The 12,889-nt window shown below is 37.2% G+C and carries 14 protein-coding genes and 1 pseudogene; 7 read left to right on the top strand and 8 right to left on the bottom strand.

Annotation, left to right across the window (positions count from 1 at the left end; all coding sequences use genetic code 11):
- Positions 1-210 precede the first annotated feature (210 nt).
- Both BK820_RS07105 and BK820_RS15480 read right to left on the bottom strand, forming a co-directional pair.
- On the bottom strand, positions 211-612 hold the full coding sequence (locus BK820_RS07105; RefSeq protein ID WP_071320517.1) for an Hsp20 family protein: 402 nt from the start codon (positions 610-612) through the stop codon (positions 211-213).
- Positions 613-1,320: 708 nt separating this feature from the next.
- Complete coding sequence (locus BK820_RS15480; RefSeq protein WP_004809164.1) at positions 1,321-1,461, bottom strand: hypothetical protein; 141 nt, start codon at positions 1,459-1,461, stop codon at positions 1,321-1,323.
- Positions 1,462-1,927: 466 nt separating this feature from the next.
- Here BK820_RS15480 and BK820_RS07110 point away from each other — a divergent pair, with 466 nt between their 5' ends.
- Positions 1,928-2,572 (top strand): SOS response-associated peptidase, encoded by a 645-nt coding sequence (locus tag BK820_RS07110; RefSeq protein ID WP_048881640.1) that lies wholly within the window; start codon positions 1,928-1,930, stop codon positions 2,570-2,572.
- Positions 2,573-2,696: 124 nt separating this feature from the next.
- On the opposite strand, the gene BK820_RS07115 is transcribed toward BK820_RS07110, so the two are convergent.
- On the bottom strand, positions 2,697-2,897 hold the full coding sequence (locus BK820_RS07115; protein WP_071320518.1) for a hypothetical protein: 201 nt from the start codon (positions 2,895-2,897) through the stop codon (positions 2,697-2,699).
- 387 nt (positions 2,898-3,284) lie between these two features.
- Here BK820_RS07115 and BK820_RS07120 point away from each other — a divergent pair, with 387 nt between their 5' ends.
- Positions 3,285-3,545 carry a WYL domain-containing protein gene (locus BK820_RS07120; RefSeq protein ID WP_048881641.1) on the top strand — a complete coding sequence of 87 codons (261 nt, stop codon included), beginning with the start codon at positions 3,285-3,287 and terminating at the stop codon, positions 3,543-3,545.
- A 325-nt stretch (positions 3,546-3,870) separates the two neighbouring features.
- Here BK820_RS07120 and BK820_RS07125 read toward each other — a convergent pair whose 3' ends face one another.
- Positions 3,871-4,155, bottom strand: a complete 285-nt coding sequence (locus tag BK820_RS07125) for a hypothetical protein (RefSeq protein WP_004809157.1) — start codon at positions 4,153-4,155, stop codon at positions 3,871-3,873.
- Positions 4,156-5,068: 913 nt separating this feature from the next.
- Positions 5,069-5,299 (bottom strand): hypothetical protein, encoded by a 231-nt coding sequence (locus tag BK820_RS07130; RefSeq protein ID WP_004809153.1) that lies wholly within the window; start codon positions 5,297-5,299, stop codon positions 5,069-5,071.
- A 252-nt stretch (positions 5,300-5,551) separates the two neighbouring features.
- Between BK820_RS07130 and BK820_RS07135 the strand changes: the two genes are divergently transcribed.
- A complete protein-coding gene (locus BK820_RS07135) occupies positions 5,552-6,034 on the top strand; it encodes a CinA family protein (protein WP_005221849.1) in 483 nt (160 codons plus the stop codon).
- A 39-nt stretch (positions 6,035-6,073) separates the two neighbouring features.
- A complete protein-coding gene (locus BK820_RS07140) occupies positions 6,074-6,688 on the top strand; it encodes a hypothetical protein (RefSeq protein ID WP_005221848.1) in 615 nt (204 codons plus the stop codon).
- An 80-nt stretch (positions 6,689-6,768) separates the two neighbouring features.
- Here BK820_RS07140 and prpC read toward each other — a convergent pair whose 3' ends face one another.
- On the bottom strand, positions 6,769-7,911 hold the full coding sequence (gene prpC, locus BK820_RS07145) for a bifunctional 2-methylcitrate synthase/citrate synthase (RefSeq protein WP_004894563.1): 1,143 nt from the start codon (positions 7,909-7,911) through the stop codon (positions 6,769-6,771).
- 4 nt (positions 7,912-7,915) lie between these two features.
- Complete coding sequence (gene prpB, locus BK820_RS07150; RefSeq protein ID WP_004810717.1) at positions 7,916-8,800, bottom strand: methylisocitrate lyase; 885 nt, start codon at positions 8,798-8,800, stop codon at positions 7,916-7,918.
- Between the two features lie 232 nt (positions 8,801-9,032).
- Here prpB and BK820_RS07155 point away from each other — a divergent pair.
- Positions 9,033-9,686, top strand: a pseudogene (locus BK820_RS07155) (TetR/AcrR family transcriptional regulator).
- 110 nt (positions 9,687-9,796) lie between these two features.
- A complete protein-coding gene (gene argF / locus BK820_RS07160; protein ID WP_004812788.1) occupies positions 9,797-10,717 on the top strand; it encodes an ornithine carbamoyltransferase in 921 nt (306 codons plus the stop codon).
- Positions 10,718-10,770: 53 nt separating this feature from the next.
- On the opposite strand, the gene BK820_RS07165 is transcribed toward argF, so the two are convergent.
- Entirely contained in the window at positions 10,771-12,063 is a 1,293-nt protein-coding gene (locus tag BK820_RS07165) for an MFS transporter (RefSeq protein ID WP_071320519.1), read from the bottom strand.
- 339 nt (positions 12,064-12,402) lie between these two features.
- Between BK820_RS07165 and BK820_RS07170 the strand changes: the two genes are divergently transcribed.
- Positions 12,403-12,879, top strand: coding sequence for a hypothetical protein (locus BK820_RS07170; protein WP_071320520.1), 477 nt, complete (start codon positions 12,403-12,405; stop codon positions 12,877-12,879).
- Positions 12,880-12,889 lie beyond the last annotated feature (10 nt).

A 12,889-nucleotide genomic window follows, 5' to 3' on the forward strand; every position in this document is an offset into this window, starting at 1 on the left:
TTTATGAAAGAGATCTAATATATATCCATATTAAATAAGTCTGAAATTTAATTATTGCAACAAATAATCAAACCAGCAACCTAGTTCTGGAGGTAATAACCCCCCCTAAGGTGGCTTAAATTTGTTCTATTCTTATTAGAAAAACTATTTTTATTATTGAGTCTTCGACTCTCCCCATAGCTTTTCATTATTTTTACGACCAATAGGAATCTAGCGTGCCATCACCTCATCAGGGACTCTCTGTTGCAGATCTATAGTCAATAAACTATTATCATAATCTGCCTGCTGAACCTCTACATGTTCATCCAGGCGTAACGATAACTTAAATGAACGGCTTGCGATTCCCTTATATAAATATTCAACGTTTGGATCGTTTTCTTCTACTACTTTACCAGTTATAGTCAGTACCTTGTTTTCCAAATTAATCTCGAGTTGATCCTGATTAAATCCTGCAGTTGCAATAGAAATACGATAATTATTATCTCCTGTTTTTTCAATATTATAGTGGGGGTAATTTGGCGTATCGCTTTGTAATGCAAAATCGAATAGATCACTTAAGCGGTCAAAACCAATACTCCGACGGAATAGTGGTGATAAACTGAAATTACTCATCGTAACACCCTCCTGATTTTATCAACTAGCTGAGACTTCATTATCGATTCTGATAATAAAATAAGAAGCAATATCTGGATTGCTATCTTATTTATCAGGGTACATGCAGGTATTTTCAACGACAGAAATAAATGAAAACACGTTTCTTGCCCTATTTATATTTTTCCCGGCAGATTTAGAAAAAATTAAATTTAAGTGAGTATTTAAAACATCGTTTTTTTCTTAGGAAAGGCAAAAATTAATATTTTTTATAAAAAAAACCGCACCTTGGGGAAGATGCGGATAAAAATCGATATTTAATCAAGTTTGGAGCTTTTTGAACACCTAGTAAAATAATCAAGATTTAAGAAACTGTCAATAAAATATTTAACTAAAATCTTAATTGATAAAGATAAAATTTTCTCTCTAGCGGGTTTTATGAGCGTCTATTTAATTAGACTCAATCGTTATTGTCACCTACCTCGCCCCCATGGACCTGATGATCAATTTCAGTTGCACCCTTCAAAGCCAATAAACAAAATATAAGGTTTAGCATAATTTTTCTTCCTATGAATAAGTTTATGGGAATGTTTAAGTATTTTCCTCTTTTAACTGCCTTGATTTAAATATCATCTTATTAAAAATTAAATAAGATCATTTACATCACATTAAGAATTTCCTGAATCTAAGAAAATTTGAGGAATCTACTTAACAATATTGTTCCAGCAATTAAGCCGAGAACTCTTTTAATAAAAATCGCTTTACTGTCTCATCAAAATCCGGATTTGCGAGAATTGGCTGATTATTTTTAATAACTTGATAGCAACAGCTTGCAGCCACACCTACACCTAATAATGTCAACAATTTCATTGTTCACCTCAGATACTAAAAAGTTAAACTTAAACTATCATTCAAAATTGTAGCCTTCCAACTTAGTTTTGATGATTTTATGTTCTGTATGTAATTGAATGTAGGTAAGATAAATGGTGTTGGGTAAAAAATATACAGTTAAGTAAACATTGTAATTAACCTACTGTCTTGCACCACAGTTTTGTCAAAAAGGTCAATTCAGGTTAATTATGACTTAAATTACTTCTGTTTAATTATGTTCTTATTCTAATAAAAATAAAATGACAGGCATCCGGCATACTAGGTCTGAGTGCATTACATAACCAATTTCTTAAAGAGTAAAATATTTATATTTCATGTTTAATACTGAGTGGAAAGTTATTCCAAACCTGCAAAAAGTGTAATTACGTTTTTAAGTGGTTTTGTGTCTATATTCATCTTATCTTAATTTTTATTACAGATAAAAATTAGAATGTAGAGGTCAATTATGTGCTCAAACTATGAGTTTCCTTCGAAACAACGCTTGTCTTTACTCGACATTCATGAAGAGCAGCTAGAATTAGAAATTAAATCTCATGTCTATCCACTTGCACCTGCTCCTATCATTATGCGTGGCACGGAAAATTTTGAACTCGATATTGCCCATTTTGGACTAATCCCTTCCTGGGCAAAAGAATTAAAATTTGGTCGTCACACCTACAATGCACGTACTGAAACAGTTGCCAGCAAACCCAGTTTTCGGCATGCCTGGGTAAAAAACCAATTTGCATTGGTGCCTGTAGATGTGTTCTATGAACCTAAATATATAGAGGGAAATTCACATTGGTTTGGAATTTCACATGCAGATGGTAACCCTTTTACTGTTGCTGCAATTTATGATGATGCCCATATTGATGGCAAGAGAATCAGATCTTTTTCAATGTTGACCATGAACGCAGATAAACATCCATTTATGAAACAGTTTCACCGTCCAGACGATGAAAAGCGTTCGATTATTGTCATCCCAGAAGAATTGCGCTATGACTGGTTGCACTGTAGTCATGAAGAAGCCAATGATTTTTTTATTGAAATGAAAGACGAATTTATTGCCAAGCCTCAGAATAAAGAAAATTTATTAGATAAGAAAAATTAAGTACTCATAATAGCATTCAGTTTACTTATTTAAATACTTATAGAGCAAAAATATTTTATTAACACTTTTTAAAAGACAATTAAAAGCCCAAATAAAATTGGGCTTTATTGGATTAAAATTAGTTTCACTCTTCCACTTCTATAGGATCACCATCTTTCGGACGTGTATGACGCGTAGCATCATCTGCCGGGTCAACACTTGAACCATCTTTAGTAATTGCATTATATAATTCATCTTCCTTCTTATCATCAATAAATTCCTCGTCATCAAATTCCAGAGGCTCATTATCATCATTAAAGTTTAAAGGCTTTTCTTCATCTTTCATGGCGATCCCTTCATAATTATCATGAGAAATTCTTATGCTCAAACATTGGTTAAAGTTATTCAATAGTCAACAATCATCATTTGTGTAACTAAAAAGAAAGAAGAGTAAAATTTAAAATGTTTTAAAAAACTATCCGCTACTTCTTCTCTTAGCCTAAATCTATAATTCAAATGATTTAAAAATAAAATTTTTCTTGAAAGTCAGCTAACAAAGATAATCAGTTATCTTATAGCTGATTAAAATAGAAATTTTATTAAGGGATGGATACACAACAAAACCATAACCTTCTAGAGATACTACATAATAAAACTCCGATTAGAATTATTTTTAAAACATGAGTTTATTAGTTGTATTTCATACGATATTTATATTGATATCGAGGTTAATATGAGTAATCGGCATATCAAAGAAATAATTTCCTCAGCTGGACGTAACTTGCATACCATTATCATCACTGCGCGAGAAGATGACGGTTCAATTGAAACACGCGAGGCGGAACCTTATAGTTATCGTCGTAAAGGTAAGACTGAGAAATTTTTTTGTTATGACATTCGCAGAGATGGTATCCGAAATTTTCATGTTGATAATATTATTTTCGTTGAAGAAACAGAAAATACTTTTTATCCACGCTGGATCGTAGAGGTTTAGGCTCAAATTTCATCAATAAAAATCAGACTGTCCTATCAAAGTCCACCTATTACAATGCAGGCCAACTTTAACAAGTCTAATAATAAATGAAACTAATATATTTTTTATTGATTAATTTACAATCAATTTAGCTTCTTTGATTTATAGAATGACCAAAAATTTAATTAACTATTATCTATTTACATAACCTTTAAAAATAAGGCGCATAATTTTTGGGATTGTACTTTATTATACATTTTCTTCATCAACGTCCTTCCAAACTTAAATTCAGTTATGAAGCCCAAAAGAAAACCGCCTTATAGCGGCTTTCTTCAAGTTTCAATACTTAGCGCTGTTGTCCGCGTTGATTTTGTTGATCACGCTGATGAGCTTGTTGTGTTGAATCTTGCTGTTGACCTTGTTGATTAGGCTGCTGTTGCTGTTGCAGATCCTGCTGATTCTGTTGATCTTGCTGGTTCTGCTGATTTTGCTGACGTTGATTTGGGTTCTGTTGATTTTGCTGGTTAGGCTGTTGCTGTTGCTGTTGATTTGGATTTTGCCATTGGTCTTGCTGATTTTGCTGACGCTGTTGCTGATTCTGGTTCGGATTTTGTTGGTTTTGGTTAGCCATTGGAGACGCTCCTTTTTCCTTTATAAGTTAATGAACCGATCTTTACGAGTTCAGTATTTACTCTACAGCCTTCTGCATAAACTCCAAGTCATAACCTGTTACAGACTAATTCAATGTAAAATAAATTGATTTAAACTATTGATAATCCATTTTTACACTTACATTATTTACCCAAGCATCTCGTAAATAATAAGAATAGCTACTAATATGTGCAGATGAAATCTATATCTTAAAAAATGCAAAATTCTAATTTTTTAAAATATAAATATTTTATGTATAATTCGTAAAATTATTAACTATAAAACTTAGATTTAATATTTTTTCAAGACATCAAAACCTATATAAAGATTCTAAATACTTTATACAGGGAATATCAAAAATTGGTTATACACTCAATTAAAATATAAGTCATTTTTGAGAAGATTAAACAATTGGGGTAAGTATGGGGCGAAGACCAAATTACCGATCATTCTAGTCTAAATATAGTTAAGTCAATTAGTATAGCTTTCCATCATATTATAATTTTGTATATAAGCAGAATCGTTAATCCCATGCGCTACTACATAGTTTCCGCAATCTGTAACCATCTGAAGATTGATCAATACATTCAATTATGCAGAAAGACCAAAAATAAAAACCAAAGGAATTACTGCTGATAAAAGTTTTTTCATGATATTCCCCTAAAAATTAAGGAAAATTTTATTTTTAATTATTAGTATATGATTAAAGCGAGGAACAAAAACAAAATAAAGTAACCCTTTTAAGATATTAATTACTGCATTATAAACAATTTAATTAAACACAATATTATAAATAAAAATAAGCAAGTAAATATTTTATAATATATTGTTATCTAATAGTTTATTAAAAAACCTCTAAAAAAGAGGTTTTTTAATCTTATTCAAATTATCAATTAAATCGCGACCATTTTTACAATAATCGTTTGGGTATCTTCTTTTTCATCGGGTAATTGCAAACGTTTTAACTCCTTGCTTTTCACCTTTAGTTTTAAATTCTGGTAGGTAATAATCGCAGGAATCTGATCAAAATACTGTGCATCCGCATCAATTTCTTCCTGAAATAAAGGGGTACCCAACTGATAGTCCAGACTTTTCAGGACTACATATTTAACTGTAGTTTTCATTGTAACAACCTACTTTCATCAAGCACTTTATTTTTATTTTTACCACTGTTTAAGCTTAGATGATACCGTTAAATGCAAATTTTGCTTAACTCTTGGTCAAACACACTCATTCGCTGAATTTTGAACATGTGTATCTCATATTTAGCTTTTAACAGCATGTTTTGTATAAATGTATACAATCGTAAGGGTGATTGAAGAATCCGCATTTCGTCTATACATTGAATACATCACCCTCAAATAAAAATGATAGCCATGTTAAAAGAATGTTGTGATTTACTCGAACAAAAAAAACTGAAAGTTGCTTTTGTAGAAAGTGCAAGCTCAGGCTATTTAAGCAGCCAGTTTTCGCTTTATAAAGAATGTGGTGCACAAATTTTACTCGTTGGACTGGTTTGTTATGATGCCAATCTGAAAATGTCAATCTTAGGGGTACCTCAGGATTTAATTGATAAATATTCACCTGAATCCCCGGAAGTGACGAATGCGCTTGCGATTACCGGCCAGAAGCTGTTTCAAGAAGCCGATTTGATCGTAGCGTGTACCGGCTTGCTCAAACCTGGTGGTAGTGAATGTAAAGAAAAGCCGGTAGGAACGTTTTTTGTTTCGGTTTTCTATGAAGGTCAAACTTATGATTATCGCTATCTGATTGATGGTACACCTGAGGAACGCCTGGATATATTGACGGAACAGATTGCTGATCAAATGATGGATTTAATTGATAGCAAAACTGCTTAATTTCGCGTCTTTATAAAAAATTAGTGGATGAGGATAATGATGAAAGTCAATATTAGTTTGTTTTTACTTGGTATTTGTCTTAGTCCATTGAGCCTTGCGACGGTGGGTGGCCCACAAAACCTTGAAGTTTTGGGTTATGAAGCCAAGGACCAAAAACTATATCTGTTGCGCCATTATCTGGATGGGCGTGGACGTCTGCCTCAACTGTATTATTATAATTTTAAATCCAAGATGCCAAACCAGCTGATTCAGGTCAATTCCCTATATATCAATCCTAAAACCAAGAAAATTGACTATGATCAGAATAGCAAGAAGTTTGATCAGGAAATTGCCAAAATCAAGAAACGTTTGACTCCGGTAGTTCCTCTTCCGAAGCAGAATATTCAGCTCAAGTTACTAAAGACCAGAAAAGGCACTGCACCTGCATGGCATGATCCGAAACAAAGCGTACCTAAATGGACCTATCAATATCGGATTGAATCAGGTCACTATAAGAGTCCAATACAACAGGCTATCAGCTATAAACCCGATTTAAGGTTAAATCAGATCTATAAAATTCCGAAACAGGATAAATTACTGGTCACTGTAAAATATTTAGGCATTCAATTTGAAACTGGGTATCACATTGAAGATCCCGCCCTGCTCAGCCATTAAATGAAGATTAAATAAATATAACCTATAAAAAAATAAGGTCTGACGAGAGACCTTATTTTTTTATTTACAATAGCTGTAACTTAAACTGCTACAGCGCCGCGCTCAGCAATTGGAATCACTTTACGTAGTTCCGGACCCGTATAGTCTGCGCTTGGACGGATAATACGGTTATCTGCACGCTGTTCCATCACATGCGCTGCCCAACCGGTAACGCGTGACATCACAAAGATCGGTGTAAACAGTTTGGTTGGAATACCCATGAAGTGATAAGCAGATGCATGGAAGAAATCAGCATTACAGAATAATTTCTTCTCACGCCACATGACTTCTTCACAACGGACTGAGACTGGATAAAGTACGGTGTCGCCTACATCTTTCGCCAGCTTCTCTGACCACTGCTTGATAATACCGTTACGCGGATCATTGTCTTTGTAGATTGCATGACCGAAGCCCATGATCTTTTCTTTACGTTCCAGCATACCCAGCATTTCACGCTCAGCTTCTTCTGGCGACGTCCAGTTTTCAATCATATCCATCGCGGCTTCATTGGCACCACCATGCAGGGGACCACGTAGTGAGCCAATCGCACCGGTAATACAAGAATGCAAATCAGACAATGTCGATGCACATACGCGTGCGGTGAAAGTTGAAGCATTGAATTCATGCTCTGCATATAGAATCAGTGATACATTCATCACCTGCTCATGCAGCGCATTTGGCTTTTCACCACGCAGTAAGTGCAGGAATTGAGCACCGATTGAATCATCATCGGTATTTTCATCAATACGGATGCCGTCATGGCTATAGCGATACCAGTAACAGATAATCGCGGGTAGCGTTGCCAGAATACGATCCGCTACATCCTGCTGTTCAGCAAAAGACTTTTCTGTTTCCAGATTACCCAGCATGGAGACGCCGGTACGCATCACATCCATTGGATGCGAGTCCGCCGGAATGCGTTCCAGCACTTCTTTCAGTGCTTGCGGAAGGCGACGTAATGACTTAAGTTTTGCCTTATAAGCTGCAAGCTGCTCGGCAGTTGGCAATTCACCAAAGAAAATCAGATAGGCTACTTCTTCAAACTGGCAGTGTTCTGCCAGATCCTGCACATCGTAACCACGATATGTCAGTCCTGCACCGCTTTTGCCTACTGTTGAAAGTGCCGTTTTCCCTGCGACTTGTCCACGCAATCCTGCGCCAGTGAGTACTTTTCCTTCAGCCATTGTTTTAATTCTCCTGCTTAAACAGTTTATCTAATGTGTCTTCGAAGCTGTGATAATCTAAAAATTCGTAGAGTTCTTTTCGTTGTTGCATTTTGTCCAGTACATTTACCTGAGTACCGTTTTGACGGATCGACTGCATCACTTCTAAAGCCGCCTTTTGCATTGCACGGGTAGCTGACAGTGGATATAGCACCATACGAATGCCCTGCTCAGCCAGTTCTTCGGTGGTGTAATACGGTGTATCACCAAATTCGGTGATATTTGCCAAAACAGGTACACCCACCGCATCGCAGACTGTTCTATACATGGTGATGTCCGTCATTGCCTCAGCAAAGATCGCATCCGCACCCGCTTCTACACAGGCGCAAGCACGATCAATCACAGCCTGTAAGCCTTCTTTTTGCAAGGCATCGGTACGTGCCATGACCACAAAGTTAGAATCCGTTTTGGCATCCACTGCCGCCTTGATCCGGTCTACCATTTCCTGTTGCGATACGATTTCTTTATTTGGACGGTGGCCGCAACGCTTTTGTGCTACCTGGTCTTCAATATGTACTGCTGCTGCGCCAGCTGCAATCATCTGCTTAATGCTACGAGCAATATTAAATGCACCACCCCAGCCTGTATCAATATCTACCAGTAATGGCGTATCCACACGTTCAGTAATACGGCGTACATCTTCAAGGACATTATCAAGACTGGTCATACCCAGGTCAGGCAATCCATAAGAATAATTGGCCACACCGGCACCAGAGACATAAAGGGCTTTATAACCGACCTGTTTCGCCATCATGGCTGCATAGGCATTTACGGTTCCAATGATTTGTAGTGGTTTCTCAGTTTCTAATGCTTCTCTAAACTTTAAACCTGCAGACATTTGTTGTGTCATCTTCCCTTTCCACAGTGTTGGCTATAATTATTGAAGTTCGAGTATACCTATTCAAAACGCTCAATCCATGGCCTGATAGAATAAAAACTCTAAAACTTTAGTCAAATAATGCGGATAGATTTAGCATAAATCTTAGTCGAGATAATAGATACAGCAGTCTCCATGAAATGTGCGCACAACTTTGTTATGATGGCAACTGAAATAATCGAAAAGTGCTGATTTAGTCGTCAATATGCAGGATCTCGTTCAACTGGAACCCTTAGCCAAAGATGTGCCACAGACCAAGCGTGGTCATGAGCGCTGTCTCGCCCTTTTGATCAGTGCAACAGAGCTGTTCCTGGAACATGGTTATGATGCTGTATCACTGGATGATATTGTCAATCATGCCGGTGGCTCCAAGGCATCTATTTATAAATACTTTGGCAATAAAGAAGGCCTGTTTAAGTCGATTTGTGATTATCGCCGTACCCAGTTCTTTAAAGATATTTGTCTCCCCTTTTCTTTAAACAGTTCTAAAGACTTTAGAAGCTATTTGATTCAGACCTTGCTGAACTTCTACCAACATATCAAACAGCCGGAAAATGCCGCATTTATGCGGCTGGTGCTGGAACAAAGTGGACGCAATCTGGATATTGCTCGACATATTCATGAACAGGGGCCAAAACATATCCAGCACTCTATTGCTGAAGTTTTGTCACAGGCACATGCCAAAGGTCTGCTCAGCTGTCCAAATCCATTATTTTCTGCACAATTATATTTCGGTATTTTAAGAAATATGTAATGGCGCATTTTAATGGGTTTGCCAAGCGATGAAACTGATCAGGAAACTGTCGAATATGTGAATTATTGTGTCGATCGTTTCCTGGACGGTCATCAAAAAGTCTAGTTTTTTTGCAATTTCCTATTCATATAGTATATTAGCCGATTCCGTATTTTTTTAACTAACCAACAACTAATTGTTGAACCAGTTTTTCAGCAATTATTGTGGAGTAACGAATGGCTCTCCGTCACTTTCTGACTTTACGCGATCTATCGACTTTAGAACTTAACCAGATACTGCAACGCGCCATCGAGCTCAAGCGCAAACAGCATAACAATGAAGTTTTCCAACCGTTTGTTGGTAAAGTTATGGGAATGATTTTTGAGAAATCCAGTACCCGCACGCGTGTTTCGTTTGAAGCTGGCATGACCCAATTCGGCGGCAGCGCAATTTTCCTGTCTTCACGTGATACTCAATTGGGCCGTGGCGAACCTATCGAAGATTCTGCACGTGTTATTTCAAGCATGCTTGATGTAGTGATGATCCGTACTTTTGGTCATGACATCGTTGAACGTTTTGCTTCTTATTCAAAAGTACCCGTGATTAACGCTCTGACTGATGACCACCATCCTTGCCAGCTGCTTGCTGACATGCAGACTTACCTGGAACATCGTGGTCCAATCGAAGGTAAAACTGTGGCGTGGATCGGTGATGGCAACAATATGTGTAATTCATATATTGAAGCTGCGCATATGTGGGGCTTTAAGCTGAAAATTGCTGCGCCTAAAGGTTATGAGCCACAAGAAAAATTCCTGTCTGAATTTGCACACTGTGTAGAGCTGGTTGACTCAGCTGAAGATGCAGCAGTCAATGCTGACCTGATCGTGACTGACGTTTGGGCAAGTATGGGACAGGAAGAAGAACAGAAAATCCGTGAAAAAGCATTTGCTGATTATCAGGTCAATGAGCGCTTGATGGATCTGGCTCACCCCGACTGCCTGTTTATGCACTGTTTGCCAGCACACCGTGGCGAAGAAATTTCAGAAAATATGCTGGATCACAAAAATGCCGTGGTTTGGGATGAAGCTGAAAACCGTCTACATGCTCAGAAAGCATTGGTTGAATTTCTGATTAATGAAAATCTGAAAAAAGACTAAGTGTTCTTTTAATAAAAAAGCACCGAATTTGGTGCTTTTTTATTGCTCAAAGATTAATGATCATCTTTTAAATATTTTGGTTCTTTCGGTAATTGCCAGCTACAGAAGAAACATACAATCAGCATCACAATGACATACACGAAGAAGGTATTTTCAACACCTGCTGATTTAAACTGTAATGCGACCGAAGGTGCTGAACCACCAAAGACGGCATTACCCACTGCATAAGAGAAACCTACTCCTAAAGCTCGTACATGTGGCGGGAACATTTCTGCTTTTACGATACCGCCAATCGAGGTATAGAGGCTCAGTAACATCATCAGGAAAATCAGCAATAATGCAACGATCACTGGGGTATCACTGAAGACTCGCATACCGACCGCCATGACCGGATAAATCGCAATCGCCATCAATCCACTAAACAGCAGCATACAAGTACGACGACCAATTCGATCCGATAAAGCACCAAAAACTGGCTGTGCAATCATCAATATAAAGATACAGGCCGTCATAATAAATCCGACAGTCTTTGGATCAATACCGATATTGGTTAAATAGGTTTTTGAATAAACCGTAATTACATAGAAGCTTAGTGAACCCGCTGAAGTATAGCCAACCACCAGCAAGAATGTTTTCCAATGGTTCTTGAACAATTCTTTAAGTGTACCTGAATCTTCCTTATCACTATCTTCCGTAGATAGCGTTTCTTCAAGACGGCTACGTGCCAATAAAGAAACAATTGCCGCAATACCACCAATCACAAACGGGATACGCCAGCCACCATCAAGTAACTGTTGTTCGCTCATAAAGCCCAGGAAAATAACCCCGAGTAAACTTGCCAGCAACTGACCACCGGTCAAGGTCACATATTGGAAAGATGAGAAAAATCCACGCTGACCTTTTAAACCCAGCTCACTCATATAGGTCGCAACAGCGCCATATTCACCACCGACTGATAAGCCCTGTAACAGACGCACCAGCAGCAGCAAGAATGGTGCTGCCATACCCACCTGCTCATAAGTTGGTAAAGCTGCGAATAGGAATGAACTGATGGCCATTAAACAGATCGAAATGACCATGGATTTTTTACGGCCATATTTATCGGCAATACGGCCAAATAGCCAGCTACCTATAGGGCGCATAAAGAAGCTGGCAGCAAATACACCCCAGACATAAATTGCCTGAGTTGAACTGTCCATATTTGGTGCAGTGAGTGCCTTGGTAAAATAAACCGCAAATACAGCATAGATATAAAAATCGAACCATTCGACTAGGTTACCGGAGGCTGCCCCGACAATTCCTTTAATACGACTGTTTTTTTCCTGCTTGGAATAAGCTTGACTCAAAATATGACATCCTTATTTTTAAATCATTGAAGTTTCTTGTTTATAGGTTAATATTTTATACCTTTAAACTTAGATATTTTTTTGCATGCACCCTACGTACTTACCGGTATGCTGCGTGAGGAGGTGTAAGACTATAAACCTAGATGAAATCCCACACAAAAAATAAAGTGTAATTATTAATAGATTTTTCACATAAAAGATCGTTAAAACTTTAATATTTAAAAATAAGCAAAAAGAAGAAATCTGAGGATGCAGGAGAATTAACCAAGGTAGAGTTGCGTACAGATCTTATTCATGCTCTTATAATCCGTAAAACACAGTAATAATTTGTGGCCTTAAATGAAATATAAAATAAATCTATTCACTGCTTTAACCCTTGGCATTAGTTTTCTTAGTAGTCAGGTTTATGCTTCCGAATTTGATCAATACCTGCAACAGCAACAGATCATTGATTCAAAATTTAAAATCAAGAAAAAAGCAGAACTCAATGAAATGCTGGCTGTATTAAGTGCGGAAGATTCTAAAACTTTGCCCCTGCAAATTGATCACAACACAATTATTGAACAACTGAAACTCACTGCTAATAAAACCGAATTAAAAGGTTTAATTATTACTCCAGACTTTGCCCAGTTTGAAAAAGATCTAGGTCCTAAGGAAGTGACTCAGCTTATCCGCAAAAACTTATTACAGAACTGCGGTATTTTCTTTGAGCACCGTTATCAGTTAGAAAATCCTTATAAAGTAATGCTAGAGCTGAGTTCCACTACTCGGTCTTATGACGTTGAAATATCGCAGAAGGACTGTAAAGGGAACTAAGTTTCTACAG

Source organism: Acinetobacter sp. LCT-H3, from assembly GCF_001866125.1.
GTDB classification, from domain to species: Bacteria; Pseudomonadota; Gammaproteobacteria; order Pseudomonadales; family Moraxellaceae; genus Acinetobacter; species Acinetobacter schindleri.